This is a genomic window from Streptomyces sp. NPDC001851, assembly GCF_040297165.1.
Taxonomy (GTDB): Bacteria; Actinomycetota; Actinomycetes; order Streptomycetales; family Streptomycetaceae; genus Streptomyces.
Genome location: NZ_JBEOYR010000017.1, coordinates 111,970 through 132,071, shown reverse-complemented (window position 1 = coordinate 132,071; position 20,102 = coordinate 111,970). Strand labels below are relative to the sequence as shown.

The 20,102-nt window shown below is 72.6% G+C and carries 21 protein-coding genes; 12 read left to right on the top strand and 9 right to left on the bottom strand.

Going from position 1 to position 20,102, the window contains the following annotated elements; genetic code table 11:
- Window positions 1–14: 14 nt before the first annotated feature.
- A complete protein-coding gene (locus tag ABT171_RS25200; protein WP_351247449.1) occupies window positions 15–749 on the bottom strand; it encodes a ZIP family metal transporter in 735 nt (244 codons plus the stop codon).
- A gap of 117 nt (window positions 750–866) precedes the next feature.
- Between ABT171_RS25200 and cobM the strand changes: the two genes are divergently transcribed.
- The 6 genes from cobM to cobC are packed head-to-tail and all read left to right on the top strand — an operon-like array spanning window position 867 to window position 7,238.
- Complete coding sequence (gene cobM / locus ABT171_RS25195) at window positions 867–1,685, top strand: precorrin-4 C(11)-methyltransferase (protein WP_351247447.1); 819 nt, start codon at window positions 867–869, stop codon at window positions 1,683–1,685.
- Window positions 1,682–2,998: a precorrin-6y C5,15-methyltransferase (decarboxylating) subunit CbiE gene (cbiE, locus tag ABT171_RS25190; RefSeq protein WP_351247445.1), complete on the top strand. Its 1,317-nt coding sequence runs from the start codon at window positions 1,682–1,684 to the stop codon at window positions 2,996–2,998. The genes cobM and cbiE overlap by 4 nt, the downstream gene beginning before the upstream one ends.
- Window positions 2,995–4,677 carry a precorrin-3B C(17)-methyltransferase gene (gene cobJ / locus ABT171_RS25185; RefSeq protein ID WP_351247443.1) on the top strand — a complete coding sequence of 561 codons (1,683 nt, stop codon included), beginning with the start codon at window positions 2,995–2,997 and terminating at the stop codon, window positions 4,675–4,677. The genes cbiE and cobJ overlap by 4 nt, the downstream gene beginning before the upstream one ends.
- Window positions 4,674–5,270 (top strand): precorrin-8X methylmutase, encoded by a 597-nt coding sequence (locus ABT171_RS25180; protein ID WP_351247441.1) that lies wholly within the window; start codon window positions 4,674–4,676, stop codon window positions 5,268–5,270. Before cobJ ends, ABT171_RS25180 begins: the two co-directional genes overlap by 4 nt.
- Window positions 5,267–6,184, top strand: coding sequence for a sirohydrochlorin chelatase (locus ABT171_RS25175; protein ID WP_351247439.1), 918 nt, complete (start codon window positions 5,267–5,269; stop codon window positions 6,182–6,184). Before ABT171_RS25180 ends, ABT171_RS25175 begins: the two co-directional genes overlap by 4 nt.
- Window positions 6,174–7,238 carry an Rv2231c family histidinol phosphate aminotransferase CobC gene (cobC, locus tag ABT171_RS25170; RefSeq protein WP_351247437.1) on the top strand — a complete coding sequence of 355 codons (1,065 nt, stop codon included), beginning with the start codon at window positions 6,174–6,176 and terminating at the stop codon, window positions 7,236–7,238. The genes ABT171_RS25175 and cobC overlap by 11 nt, the downstream gene beginning before the upstream one ends.
- 85 nt (window positions 7,239–7,323) lie before the next feature.
- Here the strand turns inward: cobC and ABT171_RS25165 are convergent, their stop codons facing one another.
- The 5 genes from ABT171_RS25165 to ABT171_RS25145 all read right to left on the bottom strand — a co-directional run bounded on the left by ABT171_RS25165 (window position 7,324) and on the right by ABT171_RS25145 (window position 11,943).
- Window positions 7,324–8,217 carry an SCO1860 family LAETG-anchored protein gene (locus ABT171_RS25165; RefSeq protein ID WP_351247435.1) on the bottom strand — a complete coding sequence of 298 codons (894 nt, stop codon included), beginning with the start codon at window positions 8,215–8,217 and terminating at the stop codon, window positions 7,324–7,326.
- Between the two features lie 149 nt (window positions 8,218–8,366).
- Window positions 8,367–9,458: an amidohydrolase family protein gene (locus ABT171_RS25160; protein ID WP_351247433.1), complete on the bottom strand. Its 1,092-nt coding sequence runs from the start codon at window positions 9,456–9,458 to the stop codon at window positions 8,367–8,369.
- An 18-nt stretch (window positions 9,459–9,476) separates the two neighbouring features.
- Complete coding sequence (locus ABT171_RS25155; RefSeq protein WP_351247431.1) at window positions 9,477–10,271, bottom strand: amino acid ABC transporter ATP-binding protein; 795 nt, start codon at window positions 10,269–10,271, stop codon at window positions 9,477–9,479.
- Window positions 10,268–11,101: an amino acid ABC transporter permease gene (locus tag ABT171_RS25150; RefSeq protein ID WP_351247429.1), complete on the bottom strand. Its 834-nt coding sequence runs from the start codon at window positions 11,099–11,101 to the stop codon at window positions 10,268–10,270. Before ABT171_RS25150 ends, ABT171_RS25155 begins: the two co-directional genes overlap by 4 nt.
- Complete coding sequence (locus ABT171_RS25145; protein ID WP_351247427.1) at window positions 11,098–11,943, bottom strand: transporter substrate-binding domain-containing protein; 846 nt, start codon at window positions 11,941–11,943, stop codon at window positions 11,098–11,100. Before ABT171_RS25145 ends, ABT171_RS25150 begins: the two co-directional genes overlap by 4 nt.
- Window positions 11,944–12,082: 139 nt before the next feature.
- Between ABT171_RS25145 and ABT171_RS25140 the strand changes: the two genes are divergently transcribed.
- The 6 genes from ABT171_RS25140 to thpD all read left to right on the top strand — a co-directional run bounded on the left by ABT171_RS25140 (window position 12,083) and on the right by thpD (window position 17,111).
- Window positions 12,083–13,129, top strand: a complete 1,047-nt coding sequence (locus tag ABT171_RS25140; RefSeq protein ID WP_351247586.1) for a pyridoxal-phosphate-dependent aminotransferase family protein — start codon at window positions 12,083–12,085, stop codon at window positions 13,127–13,129.
- Between the two features lie 66 nt (window positions 13,130–13,195).
- Window positions 13,196–13,726, top strand: a complete 531-nt coding sequence (locus ABT171_RS25135; protein ID WP_351247425.1) for a DinB family protein — start codon at window positions 13,196–13,198, stop codon at window positions 13,724–13,726.
- Between the two features lie 255 nt (window positions 13,727–13,981).
- Window positions 13,982–14,500 carry a diaminobutyrate acetyltransferase gene (ectA, locus tag ABT171_RS25130; protein ID WP_351247423.1) on the top strand — a complete coding sequence of 173 codons (519 nt, stop codon included), beginning with the start codon at window positions 13,982–13,984 and terminating at the stop codon, window positions 14,498–14,500.
- Window positions 14,501–14,513: 13 nt separating this feature from the next.
- A complete protein-coding gene (gene ectB / locus ABT171_RS25125; protein WP_351247421.1) occupies window positions 14,514–15,785 on the top strand; it encodes a diaminobutyrate--2-oxoglutarate transaminase in 1,272 nt (423 codons plus the stop codon).
- Window positions 15,786–15,806: 21 nt separating this feature from the next.
- The gene (locus ABT171_RS25120) at window positions 15,807–16,211 is read left to right on the top strand and encodes an ectoine synthase (RefSeq protein WP_351247419.1); all 405 of its coding nucleotides are present in this window, start codon (window positions 15,807–15,809) and stop codon (window positions 16,209–16,211) included.
- A 6-nt stretch (window positions 16,212–16,217) separates the two neighbouring features.
- On the top strand, window positions 16,218–17,111 hold the full coding sequence (gene thpD, locus ABT171_RS25115; RefSeq protein ID WP_351247417.1) for an ectoine hydroxylase: 894 nt from the start codon (window positions 16,218–16,220) through the stop codon (window positions 17,109–17,111).
- A 63-nt stretch (window positions 17,112–17,174) separates the two neighbouring features.
- Here thpD and ABT171_RS25110 read toward each other — a convergent pair whose 3' ends face one another.
- The 3 genes from ABT171_RS25110 to ABT171_RS25100 all read right to left on the bottom strand — a co-directional run bounded on the left by ABT171_RS25110 (window position 17,175) and on the right by ABT171_RS25100 (window position 20,081).
- Window positions 17,175–18,236: an aminotransferase class V-fold PLP-dependent enzyme gene (locus ABT171_RS25110; RefSeq protein WP_351247415.1), complete on the bottom strand. Its 1,062-nt coding sequence runs from the start codon at window positions 18,234–18,236 to the stop codon at window positions 17,175–17,177.
- A 97-nt stretch (window positions 18,237–18,333) separates the two neighbouring features.
- The gene (locus ABT171_RS25105; protein ID WP_351247413.1) at window positions 18,334–19,050 is read right to left on the bottom strand and encodes a DsbA family oxidoreductase; all 717 of its coding nucleotides are present in this window, start codon (window positions 19,048–19,050) and stop codon (window positions 18,334–18,336) included.
- A 62-nt stretch (window positions 19,051–19,112) separates the two neighbouring features.
- A complete protein-coding gene (locus ABT171_RS25100) occupies window positions 19,113–20,081 on the bottom strand; it encodes a GlxA family transcriptional regulator (RefSeq protein WP_351247584.1) in 969 nt (322 codons plus the stop codon).
- Window positions 20,082–20,102: the final 21 nt, after the last annotated feature.

Below are 20,102 nucleotides of genomic sequence, written 5' to 3'. Positions count from 1 at the left end.
GGCGACCGGCCGGATCAGCCGCCGGAGAGGCCGACCACCAGCCAGATGAAGGCCGCGCCCGCCACCGTGCACAGCAGGGTGGAGCGGGCCGGGTGCTCGTGGTGGGCCTCGGGCAGGATCTCGGCGGCGGCGAGGTAGAGCAGTACGCCGCCGAAGAGGCCGAGATAGCCGCCGAGCACCGGCTCGGGGATGTGGATGAAGGCGGTCGACACCGCGCCGAGCAGGGGTGCGCACGCGTCGGCGACCAGCATGGCGATCGCGCGGCGGCGGGCGTTGCCGTACAGGCTCGTGATGGTGAAGGTGTTGAAGCCGTCCGCGAAGTCGTGCGCGATCACGGCGAGCGCGACGGCCGCGCCCATGCCGCCGCCCACCTGGAAGGCCGCGCCGATCGCCACACCGTCCATGGCGCTGTGCCCCACCATGGCACCGGCCGCCGTCAGGCCCACCTCGGGCGCCCTGTGGTTGTGGCCCTCGGCGCCGCCGTGCGCGGCCTGCCGGGCGGCCAGGGTGCGCTCCACCAGGTGGGCCAGCAGGAAGCCGGTCACGAACAGCAGCAGGGCGGCGGGTACGCCGAAGACCTCGCGGTGGGCCGCGTGCAGTGCCTCCGGCAGCAGGTCCAGGCCGACCACGCCCAGCATCAGACCGCCGGCCAGGCCCAGGACCAGGTGCCGACGGTCGGTCACGCGCTGTGCCGTCCAGCCGCCGGCCAGCGTCATCAGGAACGCGCCGAGCGCGACGAAGACCGCCATAGGCCCTTGCTATCCGATGAAGGCGCCTTCGCGCACATCCGGCCACGCCCACACCGGCGCAGAACCTGATATTTCCCCCGCTTTCCATTCGTGACCCCGTACGAGAGGACCCCTCCCATGGCCGATGCCCCCACCGGCAAGGTGACGTTCGTCGGCGCCGGCCCCGGCGCCGCCGATCTGCTGACGTTCCGTGCCGCGCGCGCGATCGCGGAAGCGGACGTGGTGATCTGGGCGGCGAGCCTGGTCCAGGCCGAGGTCCTGGCGCACGCGCGCGAGGACGCGCAGGTCCTCGACTCGGCGGCCATGTCCCTGGAGGACGTCGTCGCCGTCTACCGGCGCGCCCGTGCCGAGGGCCTGAAGGTGGCCCGGATCCACTCCGGCGACCCGGCGCTGTGGGGCGGCACGCAGGAGCAGCTGGACCGGTGCGCCGAGATCGGCATCGCGACGGAGGTCGTCCCGGGGGTCTCGTCCTTCTCCGCCGTCGCCGCGCTCGCGCAGCGTGAGCTGACCATCCCGGAGGTCGCGCAGTCCGTCGTCCTCACCCGGCTGGGCGGCGGCAAGACGCCGATGCCGCCCGGCGAGGAGGTGCGCGAGTTCGCCCGGCACGGCACCACCATGGCGGTCTTCCTGTCGGCGGCGCGCAGCGGACAGCTGGTGCGCGAGCTGCTGGAGGGCGGCTATCCGACGGACACGCCGGTGGTCGTCGCCTACCAGGCGACCTGGCCGGAGGAGCTGATCGCGCGCTGCACGGTGGGCACGCTGGAGGAGACGGTCAAGGAGCACAAGCTCTGGAAGCACACGCTCTTCCTGGTCGGCCCGGCGCTGGCCGCGCACGGCACCCGTTCGCACCTCTACCACCCGGGGCACTTCCACGGATACCGCAAGGCCGACCCGGAGGCCCGGCGGGCCCTGCGCGAGCAGCGGGCGAAGAGTTGATCACGGTCGTCGGTACGGGGACGGGTGCGCCGGTCGGCGAGGACGTCCTCGCGGGAGCCGCGCTGGTGGTCGGCGGGCGCCGGCACCTGGACGCGGTACGGCTGCCGGACGGCGCCGAGCGGGTCGTGCTGGGGCCGCTGGCACCGGCGCTGGACGTCATCGAGCGGCATCTGGAGAAGGAGAGCCGGGTCGTCGTGCTGGCCTCCGGTGACCCGGGGTTCTTCGGAATCGTGCGGGTGCTGGCCGAGCGGTTCGGCTCGCGGCGGCTGGAGGTGCGGCCCGGCGTCTCGTCCGTCGCCGCCGCGTTCGCACGGGTGGGCCTGCCGTGGGACGACGCCGTGGTCGTCAGCGCACACGGCAGGGAGCTCCGCACGGCGCTCAACGTGTGCCGCGCGCACCCGAAGGTGGCGGTCCTGACGGGACCGGGCGCGGGTCCGGCGGAACTGGGAGCGGCGCTGCGGCACCACGCGCGGGACGCCTCGGCCGGTCCGGTGGCCGTGCCCGCGGCCGGCTCCCCCGAGCCGGAGACCGCGTCGGCGCACGCGCCCCGCGAGCGCGTGCTCGTCGTCGCCTGCGCCCTCGGCTCCGCGGAGGAACGCGTCGAACGGGTCACGCCCGCCGAGGCCGCCGCCCGGAACTGGGGCTCGGACGTCAGCGTGGTGCTGTGCCTCGACGAGACACGCGCCCTCGGCGGGGTGCGTACGGTCGCCGGGGCACCGGCCGGACCGGCCCGATGGGCGCTGGACGAGGGCGGGTTCGCGCACCGCGACTCGATGATCACCAAGTTCGAGGTACGGGCGCTGGCGCTCGCGCGGCTGGGGCCGCGCCTCGGCGACCTGGTGTGGGACGTGGGCGCCGGCTCGGGCTCGGTGGCGGTGGAGTGCGCGCGGCTCGGCGCGGCCGTCGTCGCCGTGGAGAAGGCGGCGGACGGGGTGGCGCGGATCCGCGCCAACGCGCGCGCCCACGGGGTCGACGTGGACGTGGTGCACGGCTCGGCCCCCGAGTGCCTGGACGCGCTCGACGATCCCGACGCGGTGTTCGTCGGTGGTGGCGGCCGGGAACTGCCCGCCGTCGTCGGCGCCTGCGCGCGCCGGGCCCGGCGGACCGTGGTCGTCGCCATGGCCGCGCTGGACCGCGTACCGGCCGCCCGTCAGGCGCTCACGGCCGCCGGGTTCACCTGCGACGGGGTGCTGCTGCAGTCCTCGCGGCTGGCGCCGCTGCCCGGGGACGTGACCCGGCTCGCGGCCACCAATCCTGTGTTTCTGCTCTGGGGTGACAGGACCCCGGTACCGAGTGAGGGAGTTGTCCAGTGATCGGCCTGATTTCCGCCACCGCGGCGGGGGCGGTGGCGCGGGACCGGCTGGCCGCGGCCTGGCCGGACCGTACGCGCGTGTACGAGGGTCCCGTCGGGGAGGCGGTACGGGCCGCGTTCGCGGAGTGCGAGCAGCTGGTGTGCTTCCTGGCGACGGGCGCGACGGTACGGCTGCTCGCGCCGCTGCTCGGCGACAAGACGGCCGACCCGGGTGTGGTGTGCGTGGACGAGGGCGGCCGGTACGCGGTGTCCCTGGTCGGCGGGCACGGCGGCGGCGCCAACGAACTCGCCCGCGCGGTCGGCGCGTTGCTGGGCGCCGAGCCGGTGGTGACGACCGCGACGGACTCCGTGGGGCTGGCGGGCCTGGACACGCTCGGGCTGCCCTGCGAGGGCTCGGTCGCCCTGGTCTCCCGCGCCCTGCTGGACGGCGAACCGGTCGCCCTGGAGGCGGAGGTGCCGTGGCCGCTGCCGCCGCTGCCGGTCTCGGCGCAGGGGCCGTACACGATCCGGCTCACCGACCGCGATGTCGCACCGGGCGAGCGTGAGGTGCTGCTGCGTCCGCCGTCCCTGGTGGTCGGGGTCGGCGCGTCCAGGGGCGCGCCGGTGGACGAGGTCCTCGGGCTGGTCGAGGAGACGCTGCGGGAGGCGGGGCTCACGCCGAAGTCCGTGGCCGAACTCGCCACCGTGGACGCCAAGGCGGAGGAGCCGGGTCTGCTGGCCGCCGCCGAACGGCTCGGGGTGCCGCTGGTGACGTACTCCGCCGAGGAGCTGGCGGCGGTCGAGGTACCCAACCCGTCGGACGCGCCGCTCGCGGCGGTCGGCACGCCGTCGGTGGCGGAGGCGGCGGCTCTGCTGCGCGGCGGCGAACTCCTCGTGCCCAAGCGGAAGTCCAAGGCGCGGCCCGCGATGGCGACCTGCGCGGTCGTACGGCGTCCGGGACGCGGGCGGCTCGCGGTGGTCGGGCTCGGGCCCGGCGCCCGGGACCTGCTCACCCCGCGCGCGGCGGCCGAGCTGCGCCGGGCCTCGGTGCTGGTCGGGCTCGACCAGTACGTGGACCAGATCCGCGACCTGCTGCGGCCGGGCACCCGGGTGCTGGAGTCGGGGCTCGGCGCCGAGGAGGAACGGGCCCGCACGGCGGTCGCGGAGGCCCGCGAGGGGCATGCGGTGGCGCTGATCGGCAGCGGGGACGCGGGCGTGTACGCCATGGCCTCCCCGGCGCTCGCCGAGGCGTCGGACGACATCGACGTGGTCGGGGTGCCCGGGGTGACGGCCGCCCTGGCCGCGGGGGCGGTGCTGGGCGCGCCGCTGGGCCACGACCACGTCTCGATCAGCCTGTCCGACCTGCACACGCCGTGGGAGGTCATCGAGCGGCGGGTGCGGGCGGCGGCCGAGGCGGACCTCGTGGTGACCTTCTACAACCCGCGCTCCCGGGGCCGCGACTGGCAGCTGCCCAAGGCGCTCGCGATCCTCGCCGGGCACCGGGAGCCGACGACACCGGTGGGCGTCGTACGGAACGCCTCCCGCCCGGACGAGTCGAGCCGGGTGACCACGCTCGCCGGACTGGACCCGGCGACGGTCGACATGATGACCGTCGTCACCGTGGGCAACACCGCGACCCGCACCGTCGCGGGCCGCATGGTGACCCCGCGCGGCTACCGCTGGCAGGAGAGCGCCCGGTGAACCCCGCGGCCCGTGTGGTCCATCCGATCGAGCAGGAGTCCTTCCGGCGGCTGCGCGCCCGCCTGGACACCTCGCACCTCCCGCCGCTGACCCGGGCGGTGGTGGAGCGGGTCATCCACTCCGCCGCCGACCCGGAGTACGCGACCGACCTCGTCATGGCCGAGGACGACCTGGTCACGGCGCACGCGGCGCTGCACGCCGGGGCGCCGGTCGTCGTGGACGTGGAGGTGGTCGCGGCCGGCATCACCCGGCGGGAGACCGTGTGCCGGCTGGCGGACGCCAGGTCCGGCCCCGGGCCGACCCGTTCGGCACACGCCGTCCGGCTCGCCTACGAAGAGGTCGGGCCGGGCGCGCTGTGGGTGATCGGCTGTGCGCCGACCGCCCTGGAGGAGCTGCTCACCCTGGACGCCTCCCCCGCGCTCGTCATCGGCCTGCCCGTCGGCTTCGTCGGCGCGGCCGAGTCCAAGGCCGCGTTGCGCGAGAGCGGGCTGCCCGCCGTGAGCAACGTGTCCGAGAAGGGCGGTTCGGCGGTCGCCGCCGCCGCGCTCAACGCCCTGCTGTACCACCCCCTTTCGTCTGAGGAGATCTCGTGACCACCCCGCCCGCCCTGCTGATCGCCGGACACGGCACCCGTGACGACGCCGGAGCCGAGGCGTTCCGTGACTTCGTCCGCGAGCTGGGGCACCGCCACCCCGGGCTGCCCGTCGCGGGCGGCTTCATCGAGCTGTCCCCGCCGCCGCTCGGCGAGGCCGTCAACGAGCTGGTCGAGCGGGGCGTACGCCGGTTCGCCGCCGTGCCGCTGATGCTGGTGTCCGCCGGGCACGCCAAGGGCGACATCCCGGCCGCGCTGGCCCGCGAGAAGGAGCGCCACCCGGGCATCTCGTACACCTACGGCCGCCCGCTGGGCCCGCACCCGGCGCTGCTTAACGTGCTGGAGCGGCGGCTGGACGAGGTGCTGGGGGACACGGACCGCGCGGAGGTGACCGTGCTGCTGGTCGGGCGCGGGTCCACCGACCCCGACGCCAACGCCGAGGTGTTCAAGGCGGCGCGGCTGCTGTGGGAGGGGCGTGGGTACGCCGGGGTGGAGACGGCGTTCGTGTCGCTCGCGGCGCCGGACGTGCCGAGCGGCCTCGACCGGTGCGCGCGGCTGGGGGCTCGGCGGATCGTCGTCCTGCCCTACTTCCTGTTCACCGGGATCCTGCCGGACCGGGTGCGGCAGCAGACCGAGGAGTGGGCGGCCGGGCACCCCGAGACCGAGGTGCGTTCGGCGGACGTCATCGGGCCCGAGCCGGAGCTGCTGGACCTGGTGATGGAGCGGTACGAGGAGGCCGTCAAGGGCGATCTGCGGATGAACTGCGACTCGTGCGTGTACCGGATCGCGCTGCCCGGCTTCGAGGACAAGGTGGGGCTGCCGCAGCAGCCGCACTTCCACCCGGACGACGACGGCCACCACCACGGCCACGGGCACCACCACCACGGCGGGCACTCGCACAGCCATGCACACTGACGGCACCGGCGGGTCCGGGCACGATCTGCGGCACCACGGGGACGCCGAGGTGCGGGACGACGGGGCCGCGTTGACCGACCTCGCCGTCAACGTCCGCGCGGACACGCCCCCGCCGTGGCTGCGGGAGGAGATCGCCGCCTCGCTGTCGTCCCTCGCCGCCTACCCGGACGGGCGGGCCGCGCGGGCGGCGGTGGCGGCACGGCACGGGCTGCCGGTGGAGCGGGTGCTGCTGACGGCCGGCGCGGCGGAGGCGTTCGTGCTGCTGGCGCGGGCGCTGAAGGTACGGCGGCCGGTCGTGGTGCATCCGCAGTTCACCGAACCGGAGGCGGCGCTCAGGGACGCGGGGCACACCGTGGAGCGGGTGCTGCTGCGGGAGTCGGACGGGTTCCGGCTGGATCCGGCGGCGGTGCCGGAGGAGGCCGACCTGGTCGTGATCGGGAACCCGACCAACCCCACGTCTGTGCTGCATCCGGCCGGGGAGGTCACCCGACTGGCCCGGCCCGGGCGGGTGTTGGTGGTCGACGAGGCGTTCATGGACGCGGTGCCGGGTGAGCGGGAGGCGCTGGCCGGGCGGACGGATGTGCCGGGTCTGGTGGTGCTGCGCAGTCTGACCAAGACCTGGGGGCTGGCCGGGCTGCGGATCGGGTACGTGCTGGCTCCCGCGGACATCGTCGCCGAACTGGAGCGGGCTCAGCCGCTGTGGCCGGTGTCGACGCCCGCGCTCGCCGCGGCCGAGGCGTGCGTGACGCCGCGGGCGCTGGCGGAGGCGGGGCATGCGGCACATCGCATCGCGGCGGACCGGGCCCATCTGGTGGCGGGGCTGGCCGGGTTCGCTTCGCGGGGCGTGCGGGTGGTGGAGCCTGCCGAGGGGTCCTTCGTCCTGGTCCGTATGCCGGGGGCCGCGGTCGTACGGCGGCGGCTGCGCGAGCTCGGTTACGCGGTGCGGCGGGGGGACACGTTCCCGGGGCTCGGTGCGGACTGGGTGCGGATCGCCGTGCGGGACCGGGCCACCGTGCACGGCTTCCTGTCGGCACTGTCGGCTGCTCTGCCCTGACCGGGGCCCGGACGGCGTCGCCGCCGGAAGCCCGGTACGGCTGGGACAGCAGCGGCCCCAGCCGCGGCCGGGCCCGGCGGCGGCGTCAGCCCTTGCGGCGCCGGGCCACCGTCACCGCTCCCCCGCCCGCCAGCACCAGTGCCAGCGCCCCGCCCGCGACGTACGGGGTCGCGGAGCTGCCGCCGGTCTCCGCCAGGTCGGTGCGGGCCGTCTGCGGCCTGACGTCGGCGGCCGGGTCGTGGCTCGGCACCGGATGCCGGGCCGTCGGGGACTCGCAGGTCGCCTCGGCCAGGGTGACCGTGCCTTCGACGTCGGCCACGTTGAGCTTCAAGGGGTTGACGGACACCTTGAGTTCGAGGGCGGTGGCGGCGGCGGTGCGGGTGGTGGTGTGCCGCTGGGCGAGGGCGAGGCGGACCTCGCCGACGCCGGGCACCTTCACCTCGGCCGGGCCGCCGGCGGTGAGGGTGACGCGCTTGCCGAGGACGGTGACGCCGCCGAGGACGTTCGCCGAGGCGGCCGGTGCCCGGCCGGCCTCGCAGGTCGCCTCGGCGGTGACCGTACCGAGCTCGATCAGGGACAGCAGGGGCAGGCCGGGGACGTGCAGCCGGGCGCCGACGAGCCGGACCGAGCCCTCGGCGCGCTGGGCGGTCGCGGTGGCCTTCGCCGAGGCGGCGTCGGCACCGAGGACCGTGAACGGCTTGCCGCCGGCCACGCCGTCGAGGCGGGCGGACAACGCGGTCCGGTCGGCGCTCTGCGGTGCCTGGACCGCGTTGAGGGAGACCGCGAGCGGGACGTCGACGGTCTTGTTGAGCAGGGACACGTCGAGCCCGGTGCGCAGGACGACGGCGGAGGCGCGGCCGTGGCCGGTGGTCGCGTGCGCGGTGCCCGCGCCCAGGACCGCGGGACCGGCGGCCAGGGCGGTGACCGTCGCGGCGGTCGCGAGACGGCGTGCGGGCATACGGAAGTTGTTGCTGTTCAAGGCGGTGGGACCCCCAGAGGAATCGTGCTTGGGACCCGTCAACCTTGTACGCCCTGCGGGTGAACGGTCAGCGATCCCCGACCACTTCACCCGAACGTGAATACCCCGTACTCCCCTTCGAATCGCCGGGTACGGGCGTTCGCTCACCGCTACTGCACGATCCGCCCGTTCAGCACCACCCGGCGCGGCGCGGCCAGCACGCGTACGTCCGCGCGCGGATCGCCGTCGTACACCACCAGGTCGGCCGGTGCGCCCTCCTGAAGGCCGGGGCGGCCGAGCCAGGCGCGGGCGCCCCAGCTCGTCGCCGACACGGCGTCCACGGCCGGGATGCCGGCGGTGACCAGCTCCGCCACCTCGGCCGCGACCAGTCCGTGGGCGAGCGAGCCGCCGGCGTCCGTGCCGACGTACACCGGGATCCCGGCGTCGTAGGCGCCGCGCACCGTGTCGTAGCGCCGCTCGTGCAGCCGGCGCATGTGCGCGGACCAGCGCGGGTACCTGGTGTCGCCGCCGGCCGCGAGCTGCGGGAAGGTGGCGATGTTGACGAGGGTCGGGACGATCGCGACGCCGCGCTCGGCGAAGAGCGGGATGAGGTCGTCGGTCAGGCCGGTCGCGTGCTCGATGCAGTCGATGCCCGCCTCGACCAGGTCGCGCAGGGAGCTTTCGGCGAAGCAGTGCGCGGTGACGCGGGCGCCGAGCCGGTGGGCCTCGGCGATGGCGGCCTCCACCGCCTCGCGCGGCCAGCACGGCGAGAGGTCGCCGAGGTCGCGGTCGATCCAGTCGCCGACCAGCTTGACCCAGCCGTCGCCGCGCCGGGCCTCCTGGGCGACGTACGCGACCAGGTCGTCCGGTTCGATCTCCCAGGCGTAGTTGCGGATGTAGCGGCGGGTACGGGCGATGTGCCGGCCGGCCCGGATGATCTTCGGCAGGTCCTCGCGGTCGTCGACCCAGCGGGTGTCGGAGGGCGAGCCGGCGTCCCGGAGCAGCAGGGCGCCCGCCTCGCGGTCGGTGAGCGCCTGCTTCTCGGCGGTGTCCGCGTCGACCGGGCCGTCCGCGCCGAGGCCGACGTGGCAGTGCGCGTCGACCAGGCCGGGCAGCGTCCAGCCCTCGACGGTACGGATGTCACGTGCCCCGGCGGGGCGGTCGTAGGAGATCCGTCCCCCGACCACCCACAGCTCGTCACGGACGTCGTCCGGCCCGGCCAGAACCCGGCCCTTCACGTGCAGCACCGCGCCATCGCTCATGCACCGCACCCTAACGGCCTACGGCCGGTCCTTCCCCACCTGGCCGGAGGTCTCCTCCTCGACCTCGGCCATCGCCGGGTCGAGCAGCCGGGAGAGGAAGTGGCGGGTGCGCTCGTGCTGCGGGTCGCCGATGACCTGCTCGGGGCCGCCGTCCTCGACGATCACGCCGCCGTCCATGAAGACGACCCGGTCGGCGACCTCGCGGGCGAAGGTCATCTCGTGGGTGACGACCATCATCGTCATGCCCTCCTCGGCGAGCCTGCGCATCACCGCGAGGACGTCGCCGACCAGCTCGGGGTCGAGCGCCGAGGTCGGCTCGTCGAAGAGCATGACCTCCGGGCCCATCGCCAGCGCCCGGGCGATGGCCACGCGCTGCTGCTGGCCGCCGGAGAGGGAGGAGGGGTACGCCTCCGCCTTCTCGGCCAGGCCGACCCGGGCGAGGTTCTCGGCGGCGATCCTCGCTGCCTGCGCCTTGTCCCGCCGGAGGACCCTGCGCTGCGGGAGCGTGAGGTTCTCGGTGACGCTCAGGTGCGGGAAGAGGTTGAACTGCTGGAAGACCATGCCGATGCGGCGGCGCGCGGCGTCGATGTCGACGTCCGGGTCTGTCAGCTCGGTGCCGCCGACGATGACCTGGCCCCGGGTGGGCTCCTCCAGCAGGTTCACACAGCGCAGCAGCGTGGACTTGCCGGAGCCCGAGGGGCCGATGACGCAGACGACCTCGCCCTGGTGGATCTCCAGGTCGATGCCGCGCAGGACGTGGTTGTCGCCGAAGGACTTGTGCAGGTTCCGTACCTGAATCTCCGGGCGGCTCACCGGATCGCCTCCTGGGCCTTGGACTCCATGCGCCTGACGACATAGCTGAGCGGGATGGTGATCAGCAGGTAGCACAGGCCCGCGACCAGGATCGGCGTGGAGTTGGCGGTCGTGCTGGCGAGGTCGCGGCCGAACTTGGACAGCTCCCGCTGCTCCAGGGTGACACCGAGGAACAGCACCAGTGAGGAGTCCTTGAACAGCAGGACGAGTTCGTTGGTGAGCGGCGGCAGGATGATCCGGAAGGCCTGCGGGATGATGATCGAGACCATGGCCTTCGTGGGCGAGAAGCCGAGCGAACGGGCCGCCTCCATCTGTCCCTTGGGCACGGCCTGGATGCCGGCGCGGATGGTCTCCGCCATGTAGGCGGCCGAGACCAGGCCGAGCGCGATCGCGACCTGGCCGTAGGTGCCGCCGGGGATCTCCGTGCCGGGGAAGGCGAGCGGGACGGCCACACCGACGAAGATGAAGATCAGCAGGGCGGGCAGGCCCCGGAAGATCTCGATGTAGATGCCCGCCAGCCAGCGGTACGGGGCCACGGAGGACAGCCGCATCAGCGCGATGACCATGCCGAGCACGAGTCCGACGACAAAGCCGGACAGCGTGTAGAGCACGGTGTTCTTCAGCGCGAGCGTGATGACGTCCGGGAACATCTGCTGGGCGATGTCCGCCTGGGCGAACTGGTTCTGCAGCCGTCCCCAGTCCGCCGTGACCGCGAACGCGACCACGGCGGCGGCGAACACGACGTACTGCGCGCCTCGGGACAGACGCCGCTTCTGACGGCGCGTCAGTCCCTTCTTCTTCGGCTGGATCCGTACGTCCGTGTCGGTCATGAGGCGGCGGGAGAGGCCACGGAGGCGCTGTACGGGCCGATCCACTGCTCGTAGAGCTTCTTGTAGGTGCCGTCGGCCTTGGCGTCCTTGAGGGCCTTGTCGATGGCCTCGCGCAGCGCGGCGTTGCCCTTCTTGACCGTGAAGCCGTACTGCTCGCCGGTCTTGAGGTTGTCGACGACCTTGAACCTGTCCGCGGTGGCCTTGTCCTTCAGCCAGCCCTGGACGACCGGGTAGTCGATGACGACGGCCTGGACCTGGCCGGTGCGCAGGCCGTTGAGGACCGCGTCGGAGGACTCGAAGGAGATCGGGTCGTAGCCCTTGCTCTTGACGTAGTCCTCGCCGGTGGTCTGCGCCTGGGCGCCGAGCTTCTTGCCCTTGGCCTTGACGTCCGCGAGGGAGTTGACGCCGCTGTTCTTGGCGACCAGGACCGCCTGGGTGGCCTCGAAGTACGGGTCGGAGAAGTCGACGTTCTTCTTGCGCTCGGCGGTGATGGTCATGCCGGCGGCGGCCAGGTCGCACTTGCCGGAGTTGAGGAAGGCGCCGGTCTTGAAGTTCTCGAACGGCGTGTCGACGATCTGCTGCTTGACGCCGAGGTTCTTGGCGACGAGGTCGATGAGGGAGACGTCGAATCCCTGCACCTTGCCGTTGACCTCCGACTGGAACGGCGGGTAGGGCAGGTGGGTGCAGGTGGTCAGCTGACCGGCCTTGACGACGTGGACCCCCTTGACGGTGGCGCCGCCCCCGCCGGACGACGAGGAGCAGCCGGCCACGACGAGAACCAGCCCGGTGGTCGCGGTGGTGGCAGCCAGGAGGCGGGTCCGGCGCCCGAGGAGCGTTTTCATGGGGGATCTCCCTAGGGGGGAACTGAGGGTTCCGATTATAAGGAAAAGTTTGAGTCTCTCAAATCAAACCGATGGTAACGAAGCCGTTGCACCTAAGATCGGGGGAGTCCCGATGTCCGCACATGAAGAGAGCGCCGCCGTGAGCCACCCCTTCCTCGATCTGCCCCCGCTGAGTGCCGAGCGCTTCGCCGCCATCGAGGACGCCGTCGCCCGGCTGCTGGACACCCGGCAGGACGTGCTGATCACACAGGGTGAGGCACTGCTTCCACTGGAGGGCGCGATCCGCGCGGCGGCCGGTCCGGACACGGTGGCCCTGAATGTGATCACCGGCCCGTACGGGCAGACCTTCGGGAACTGGCTCCGGGACTGCGGCGCGACGGTGTACGACCTCTCGGTCCCCTTCCACACGGCCGTGACCGCAGGGCAGATCCGGGAGGCGTTCGCCGACCACCCGGAGATCGACTTCGTCTCGCTGGTGCACGCGGAGGCGGCGACCGGCAACACCAACCCGGTCGCGGAGATCGGTGAGGCGGTACGGGAGCAGGGTGCGCTGTTCTACCTGGACGCGGTCGCCTCCGTGGGCGCGGAGCCGGTGCTGCCGGACGCGTGGGGGGTGGACCTGTGTGTGATCGGCGCGCAGAAGGCGATGGGCGGTCCGGCGGGGGTGTCGGCGATCTCGGTGAGCGAGCGGGCCTGGGCCCGGATGGCGGCCAACCCGAACGCCCCGCGCCGCTCCTACCTGTCCCTGCTGGACTGGAAGGAGCGCTGGACCGACGCCGGCCGCGCGGTACTGCCGCACGCTCCGGCCCAGCTGGAGATGCTGGCGCTGGAGGCGTGCCTGGAGCGGATCGAGTCGGTGGGCCTGGACGCGGTGATGGACCGGCACCGGGCCGCCGCGCTGGCCACGCGGGCGGGTGCGGTGGCCCTGGGCGGGGGCCTTGAGCCGTATGTGCACGAGGCTTCGGACGCGGCCCCGGTGGCCACGACGCTTCGGGTGCCGTCGGGGGTGGTGGCGTCGGAGGTGGTGGCGCGGGCCCTGACCGCCGACCCGACGCTGCCGATCGCCGCCGGCGGCGGTGCGCTGGCCAAGGAGATGATCCGGGTCAACCATTACGGGGCAGACGCTTCCCCGGAGACGGTGGAGAGGTGCCTGACAGCGATCGGGGCGGCGCTCGGCAGGGCTTAGGCACTGCCGCCCTCCTCGCGGACGCGCGGCCCTGTCGATGTCAGCGCCCCGTGCGATCCTCCCCGCATGACCACGCCACAGACACCGCAGACCCTTCCCGACGGCCGGCCGGTCCCTCTGCTGACCGGCCCCGAGCGCCCCACGCTGGAAAGCTGGCTGGACTTTCACCGGGCCACGCTGGAGCTGAAGTGCCGGGGACTGGATGACGCGCAGGTGCGGCAGCCCTCCGCGGAGCCGTCGTCGCTGACGCTGCTCGGCCTCGTGCAGCACCTCGCCGAGGTCGAACGGAACTGGTTCCAGCGGGTGGTGGCCGGGCTGGACGTGCCGCCGGTGTTCGAGGAGGAGACGGGGTACGCCCTCGTTCCCGTGCGGGGGCTCGAAGAGGCACTGGACGTGTGGCGGCGGGAGATCGCGCGCGGCCGGGAGCTGCTCGCCGGACGGGCCCTGGAGGACACCGGACGGATCGCCGACGGGCCGATGGCCGGCGTCGAGGTGAGCGTGCGCTGGGTGCTGGTCCACCTCATCGAGGAGTACGCCCGGCACAACGGACACGCCGACATTCTGCGTGAACGAATCGACGGCGCCACCGGAGCCTGAATTCAATTGAGCTTCACAATTCTTTCCAATTTCCCAGACGACAGCTTCCCGTCTTCTTCTGCCCGCTTTTTGCAAGGCTAAACAGGGAAGTTTCCTGGCGGTTTTCTGACGGTTTCCGCGCTGTGACACACTCCACAGCGAGGTACCTTTGCCCCGATTTGATGTGGGTTAATTCGGGCATTTCACCTAAGCCTCTGCGCGGCGCAGTGACGACGGCCGTGCATTTTCTAATTCGCCTCGCTAAATTCGTGCCGCATGACTGCCGCACCCGCAGACCTGTTCATCGACCAGCCGGCGGTGACCGACGGAGCCGCGCTCTGGCGTCTCGCCAAGGACTCGAAAACCCTCGACCTGAACTCCTCGTACAGCTATCTGCTGTGGTGCCGGGACTTCGCCGGCACCTCGGCGGTGGCGCGCGGTGCGGACGGGGAGCCGGTCGGTTTCGTCACCGGCTATGTGCGGCCGGAACACCCCCGCACCCTGCTCGTCTGGCAGGTGGCCGTCGACGACGCACACCGGGGTCGCGGCATCGCCGCCCGGCTGCTGGACGGGCTGACCGCGCGGCTCGCCGACGCGCACGGCATCACCGGCGTGGAGACGACCATCACGCCCGGCAACACCGCATCCGAACGGCTGTTCACCTCGTTCGCCGCCCGGCACGGGGCGCACCTGGAGCGCGAGGTGCTGTTCCCCGCGGCGCTGTTCCCGGACGGCCCGCACGACCCCGAAGTCCTCTATCGCATCGGTCCGCTGACCGACTTCACCGCCCACTGAGGAGCGATTCACCGTGACCATCACCCAGCCCGACCTCAGCGTCTTCGAGACCCTTGAGTCCGAGGTGCGCAGCTACTGCCGCGGCTGGCCCACCGTCTTCGACCGCGCGCGGGGCAGCCGGATGTACGACGAGGACGGTCATGCGTACCTCGACTTCTTCGCCGGTGCCGGCTCACTCAACTACGGCCACAACAACCCCGTGCTCAAACGGGCGCTGATCGACTATCTGTCCCGGGACGGGGTCACCCACGGCCTGGACATGTCGACCACGGCCAAGCGGTCCTTCCTGCAGACCTTCCAGGATCTGGTGCTGCGCCCGCGGGACCTGCCGTACAAGGTCATGTTCCCGGGGCCGACCGGGACCAACGCCGTGGAGGCGGCGCTGAAGCTGGCCCGGAAGGTGAAGGGCCGGGAGGCGATCGTGTCGTTCACGAACGCCTTCCACGGGATGTCCCTGGGCTCCCTCGCCGTCACCGGGAACGCCTTCAAGCGGGCCGGCGCCGGCATCCCGCTGGTGCACGGCACGCCGATGCCGTTCGACAACTACTTCGACGGCACGGTCCCGGACTTCCTGTGGTTCGAGCGGCTCCTGGCGGACCAGGGCTCCGGGCTCAACAAGCCCGCCGCCGTGATCGTGGAGACCGTGCAGGGCGAGGGCGGCGTCAATGTCGCCCGGCCCGAATGGCTGCGCGCGCTCAAGGAGTTGTGCGAGCGGCAGGACATGCTGCTGATCGTCGACGACATCCAGATGGGCTGCGGGCGGACGGGGGCGTTCTTCTCCTTCGAGGAGGCCGGGATCACGCCCGACATCGTCACCGTCTCCAAGTCCATCGGCGGGTACGGGCTGCCGATGTCGCTGTGCCTGTTCACGCCGGAACTGGACATCTGGGAGCCGGGCGAGCACAACGGCACCTTCCGGGGCAACAACCCCGCGTTCGTGACGGCGACGGCCGCCCTGGAGGCGTACTGGACCGACGGTTCGGCCATGGAGAAGCAGACCCGCGCCCGTGGCGAGCAGGTCGAGCAGGCGCTGATCGCCGTCACCGAGGAGAACCTCGCCGATGTGAAGGAGTACCGCGGGCGCGGTCTGGTGTGGGGCATGGAGTTCCACGACAAGGGACGGGCGGCGCGGGTCGCGCGGCGGGCCTTCGAGCTCGGGCTGCTCATCGAGACGTCCGGGCCCGAGGGCGAGGTCGTCAAGCTGCTGCCCGCCCTCACCATCACCCCGGAAGAGCTGGACGAGGGCCTGAGCATCCTCGCCCGCGCCGTCCGCGAAACCGCGTGATCAACTAGGAGTTGCACCACTGTGATCGTCCGATCGTTCAAGGACATCGAAGGCACCGACCGGCACGTCAGGGCGAAGTCCGGCACCTGGGAGAGCAAGCGGATCGTCCTCGCCAAGGAGCGGGTCGGCTTCTCCCTGCACGAGACCGTCCTGTACGCCGGGACCGAGACGTCGATGTGGTACGCCAACCACATCGAGGCCGTCGTCTGCACCAAGGGCGAGGCCGAACTGACCGACCACGAGGCCGGGAAGACGTACACGATCACCCCCGGCACCATGTACCTCCTCGACGGGCACGAGCGGCACACCCTGCGCGTCAAGGAGGACTTCCACTGCATCTGCGTGTTCAACCCGCCGGTGACCGGACGGGAGGACCACGACGAGAACGGCGTCTACCCGCTGCTCACCGAGCCCGAGGAGGTGTGAGAACCCATGACCACCGCCCCCGTGAAGGATCTCTACCCGACCCGCGGCACCACCGAGGTGACCGTCCCGCGCCAGGACCCGGTCATCTGGGGCTCCCCGGACACGCCGGGCCCGATCCCGGCGTCCGACCTGCAGGCGTACGAGCGTGACGGCTTCCTCGCCGTCGAGGAGCTGATCACCCCGGACGAGGTCGAGGTCTACAAGCGTGAGCTGGACCGGCTGGTCACCGACCCGGCGATCCGCGCCGACGAGCGTTCCATCGTCGAGCCCAGGTCCAAGGAGATCCGCTCGGTCTTCGAGGTGCACCGGATCAGCGAGGTCTTCGCGAACCTGGTGCGCGACGAGCGGGTGGTCGGCCGAGCCCGGCAGATCCTCGGCTCGGACGTGTACGTCCACCAGTCCCGGATCAACGTCAAGCCCGGCTTCGGTGCGAGCGGCTTCTACTGGCACTCGGACTTCGAGACCTGGCACGCCGAGGACGGCCTGCCGCACATGCGCACGGTGTCCGTCTCGATCGCGCTGACCGAGAACCACGACACCAACGGCGGCCTGATGATCATGCCGGGCTCGCACCGGACGTTCCTGGGCTGCGCCGGTGCCACGCCCGAGGACAACTACAAGAAGTCCCTGCAGATGCAGGACGCGGGCACCCCGTCCGACGAGGCGCTGACCGCCCTGGCGGGCGAGCACGGCATCCGGCTGTTCACCGGCAAGGCCGGTTCGGCGACCTGGTTCGACTGCAACTGCATGCACGGCTCCGGCGACAACATCACGCCGTACCCGCGCAGCAACGTCTTCATCGTGTTCAACAGCGTGGAGAACGCCGCCGTGGAGCCCTTCGCGGCACCGGTGCGCCGACCGGAGTTCATCGGCGCGAGGGACTTCACCCCGGTGAAGTGACCCCCCGAGCACCGGGCCGGGGCCTCCTCGTGTGGGACGGGGGGCTCCGGCCCGGTCATGCCGTCAGCCGGCGAGCACGTCCAGCAGGCGGTCCACGTCCGCTTCCGTGGTGTACAGGTGGAAGGACGCCCGCAGGTTCCCCGCCCGGTCGGAGACCTCGACGCCCGCCTCGCTCAACTCGGGCTGCCGGCAGCCGAGTCGCGGCACCGAGACGATCGCCGAGCCGGGGGCGGGCACCGGCTCGTGGCCGAGGCGGGCCAGCCCCGCCCGGAACCGGTCGGCGAGGGCGATGTCGTGGGCGTGCACGGCGGCCACGCCCAGTTCCTCGATCAGCTCCAGCGAGCGTCGCAGGCCCGCGAAGGTGAACAGGGCGTGGGTGAGGTCGAACCGCCGTGCCGAGCGGGCGAGTTCGGCGACCGGGCCGTAGCAGCTGTCCCAGGGCCTCTCGGCCGCGACCCACCCGGCGAGCACCGGGCTCAGCCCGCCGAAGTCCTCGGGGACCGTGAGGAAGGCCGCGCCGTGCGGGCCGAGCAGCCATTTGAAGGAGACCGTGGCGGTGAAGTCGTAGGCGTCCGCGTCCATCGGCAGCCAGCCGGCGGCCTGGGAGAAGTCGACGTAGGTGCGGGCCCCGTGCGCGCGGGCGGCCTCCCTGAGGGCGGCCAGGTCGGCGATGCGCCCGTCGGCGGACTGGGCGGCGCTGACCGCGACGAGCGCGGTGCCGGGCCGGACGGACTCGGCGATCCGCTCCAGCGGGACCGTGCGGACCTTGAGGTCGCCGCGGACGTGGAACGGGTTGAGCACGGAGGTGAAGTCGTCCTCGGCGGTGAGGACCTCGGCACCGGCGGGCAGCGAGGCGGCGATCACCCCGGTGTGCGCGGCGACCGAGGCACCCGCCGCCACCCGGGTGGCCGGGACTCCGGCGAGCCGGGCGTACCCGGCCCGGCAGGCCTCCACGTCCTCGTACAGCGGGGTCAGCGGCCGGCCCTCGGCCCGCAGCAGCGCCGCCTCGTGCAGGGCGGCGACGGTGCGGGAGGGCAGCAGGCCGTTGCCGGCGGTGTTGAGATAGGTGCTCTTGGGGGCGAACTCGGCGCGGACGAGGCTTTCGAACGTCTCCGTGGTCTCCATGGGACCACTGTGCGGCCCCGTGAAGTCGTAGTCCATTGCGGATTTTTACGTGAATCCGCTTAGGAAGCCTTATACGTCCGCGCCGACCTGCGATTTCTCACTGCCGCGGCACCGCGCAGCCGTCCGGGCCGCAGGCGTCGGCACCGGTCTGCTCGACCGGCTTCAGCGGGGAGCGCTCGCCCCACGCCTGGGTCAGCGCCTGGGTGAAGACCGCGGCGGGCTGGGCGCCGGAGACGCCGTACGTCCGGTCGAGGACGAAGAACGGGACGCCGGTCGCGCCGAGCTCAGCGGCCTCGCGCTCGTCGGCGCGGACCTCGTCGGCGTAGCGGGAGGGGTCCGCGAGCACCGCGCGGGCGGCCCCGGTGTCGAGACCGGCCTCCACGGCCAGCTCGACGAGCCGCTCGTCGCCCTCGGTGAACACGGACCGCTCCTCGGCGAAGTTCGCCCGGTACAGGATCTGGATGAGCTCGTCCTGCCTGCCCTGCTCCTTGGCGAAGTGCAGCAGGCGGTGCATGTCGAAGGTGTTGCCGTGGTCCCGGTCCCGGGTGCGGTAGTCCAGGCCCTCGGCGGCGGCCTGGGCGCCCAGGTTGTCCTCGCCGGCCTGGGCCTGCGCCTCGCTCATGCCGTACTTCCTGGTGAGCATGGTGATCACCGGCTGCACGTCGCCCTTGGCGCGGCCCGGGTCCAGCTCGAAGGAGCGGTGCACCACCTCGACGTCGTCACGGTGCGGGAAGGCAGCGAGCGCCTTCTCGAAGCGGGCCTTGCCCACATAGCACCAGGGGCAGGCGATGTCGCTCCAGATCTCGACGCGCATGTCTTCGGCTCTTTCCAGGTCGTACGGGTGCGAAGGCCTTCTCCGCACCAGTACGTGAACGTTCAAACAGCCAGGTTCATTCCCTCCTGGAGGCGGCTGAACTGGGCCCGGTACGCGCTCGGGGTGAGGCCGGTGCGGCGGACCAGGTGGGCGCGCAGGGAGTCGGCGGTGCCGAGGCCGCAGGCGGCGGCCACCTGGTCCATGGGCAGGGTGGTGGTCTCCAGCAGTTCCTTCGCCCGCTCGACGCGCTGGTGCAGGAGCCACTGCAGGGGGCTGACGCCGCTCTCCGCGTGGAAGCGGCGGGTGAGGGTGCGCACCGAGACCCCGGCGTGCCGGGCCAGGTCGGTGAGGGTGAGCGGCTTGTCGAGGTTGCGCATGGCCCAGCCGCGGGTATCGGCGCAGGCGGTGCCGCGCTCGGGCGGCAGCGGGGTGTGCGCGAACTGGGTCTGGCCGCCGGGGCGGACCGGGGCGACCAGGGCGAGGCGGGCGACCTCGTTGGCGACGGCGGCGCCGTAGTCGCTGCGGATGAGGTGCAGGCACAGGTCGATGCCGGCGGCGTAGCCGGAGGAGGTGACGTACGGGCCGTCCTGGACATACAGAACGTCGTCCTGGAGCTGGACCCGCGGGTACCGCTTGCGCAGCTCGGCGGCGTGCGCCCAGTACGTGGTGGCCTTGCGGCCGTGCAGCAGGCCCGCCTCGGCGAGCTGGAAGGCGCCGGTGCAGATGGAGGCGATCCGCTTGCCGTCGGCACCGGCCGCACGTATGGCGGCGACGATCCGGGGCTCCGGCTCGAACGGGGCGCCGGTGCCCGCGACGACCACCGTGTCCGCCTCCCGCACGGCGTCCAGCCCGTGGCGTACGTACAGGTCGAGACCGCCGGTGGTGGGCACCGGGCCCGGGTCCGCGGCGCAGACGATCACCTCGTAGCACGGCCGGCCGTCCGCCTCCACCTTGCCGAACAGCAGCTCGGGAATCGCGACGTTGAACATCGAGACCGGCGACGGTGCGATGACGGCGACACGGTGCGGCATGGCCAGAACCTCCGGATGCAT

Bases quoted from the DNA above. Each gene is read 5' to 3' on its own strand.
- ABT171_RS25200 (WP_351247449.1), bottom strand. From the start codon at position 749: ATGGCGGTCTTCGTCGCGCTCGGCGCGTTCCTGATGACGCTGGCCGGC.
- ABT171_RS25145 (WP_351247427.1), bottom strand. From the start codon at position 11,943: ATGAAAACGCTCCTCGGGCGCCGGACCCGCCTCCTGGCTGCCACCACC.
- cobC (WP_351247437.1), top strand. From the start codon at position 6,174: ATGCACACTGACGGCACCGGCGGGTCCGGGCACGATCTGCGGCACCAC.
- ABT171_RS25110 (WP_351247415.1), bottom strand. From the start codon at position 18,236: ATGGAGACCACGGAGACGTTCGAAAGCCTCGTCCGCGCCGAGTTCGCC.
- ABT171_RS25100 (WP_351247584.1), bottom strand. From the start codon at position 20,081: ATGCCGCACCGTGTCGCCGTCATCGCACCGTCGCCGGTCTCGATGTTC.
- cobM (WP_351247447.1), top strand. From the start codon at position 867: ATGGCCGATGCCCCCACCGGCAAGGTGACGTTCGTCGGCGCCGGCCCC.
- ABT171_RS25105 (WP_351247413.1), bottom strand. From the start codon at position 19,050: ATGCGCGTCGAGATCTGGAGCGACATCGCCTGCCCCTGGTGCTATGTG.
- ABT171_RS25150 (WP_351247429.1), bottom strand. From the start codon at position 11,101: ATGACCGACACGGACGTACGGATCCAGCCGAAGAAGAAGGGACTGACG.
- ectA (WP_351247423.1), top strand. From the start codon at position 13,982: ATGACTGCCGCACCCGCAGACCTGTTCATCGACCAGCCGGCGGTGACC.
- ABT171_RS25135 (WP_351247425.1), top strand. From the start codon at position 13,196: ATGACCACGCCACAGACACCGCAGACCCTTCCCGACGGCCGGCCGGTC.
- thpD (WP_351247417.1), top strand. From the start codon at position 16,218: ATGACCACCGCCCCCGTGAAGGATCTCTACCCGACCCGCGGCACCACC.
- ABT171_RS25160 (WP_351247433.1), bottom strand. From the start codon at position 9,458: ATGAGCGATGGCGCGGTGCTGCACGTGAAGGGCCGGGTTCTGGCCGGG.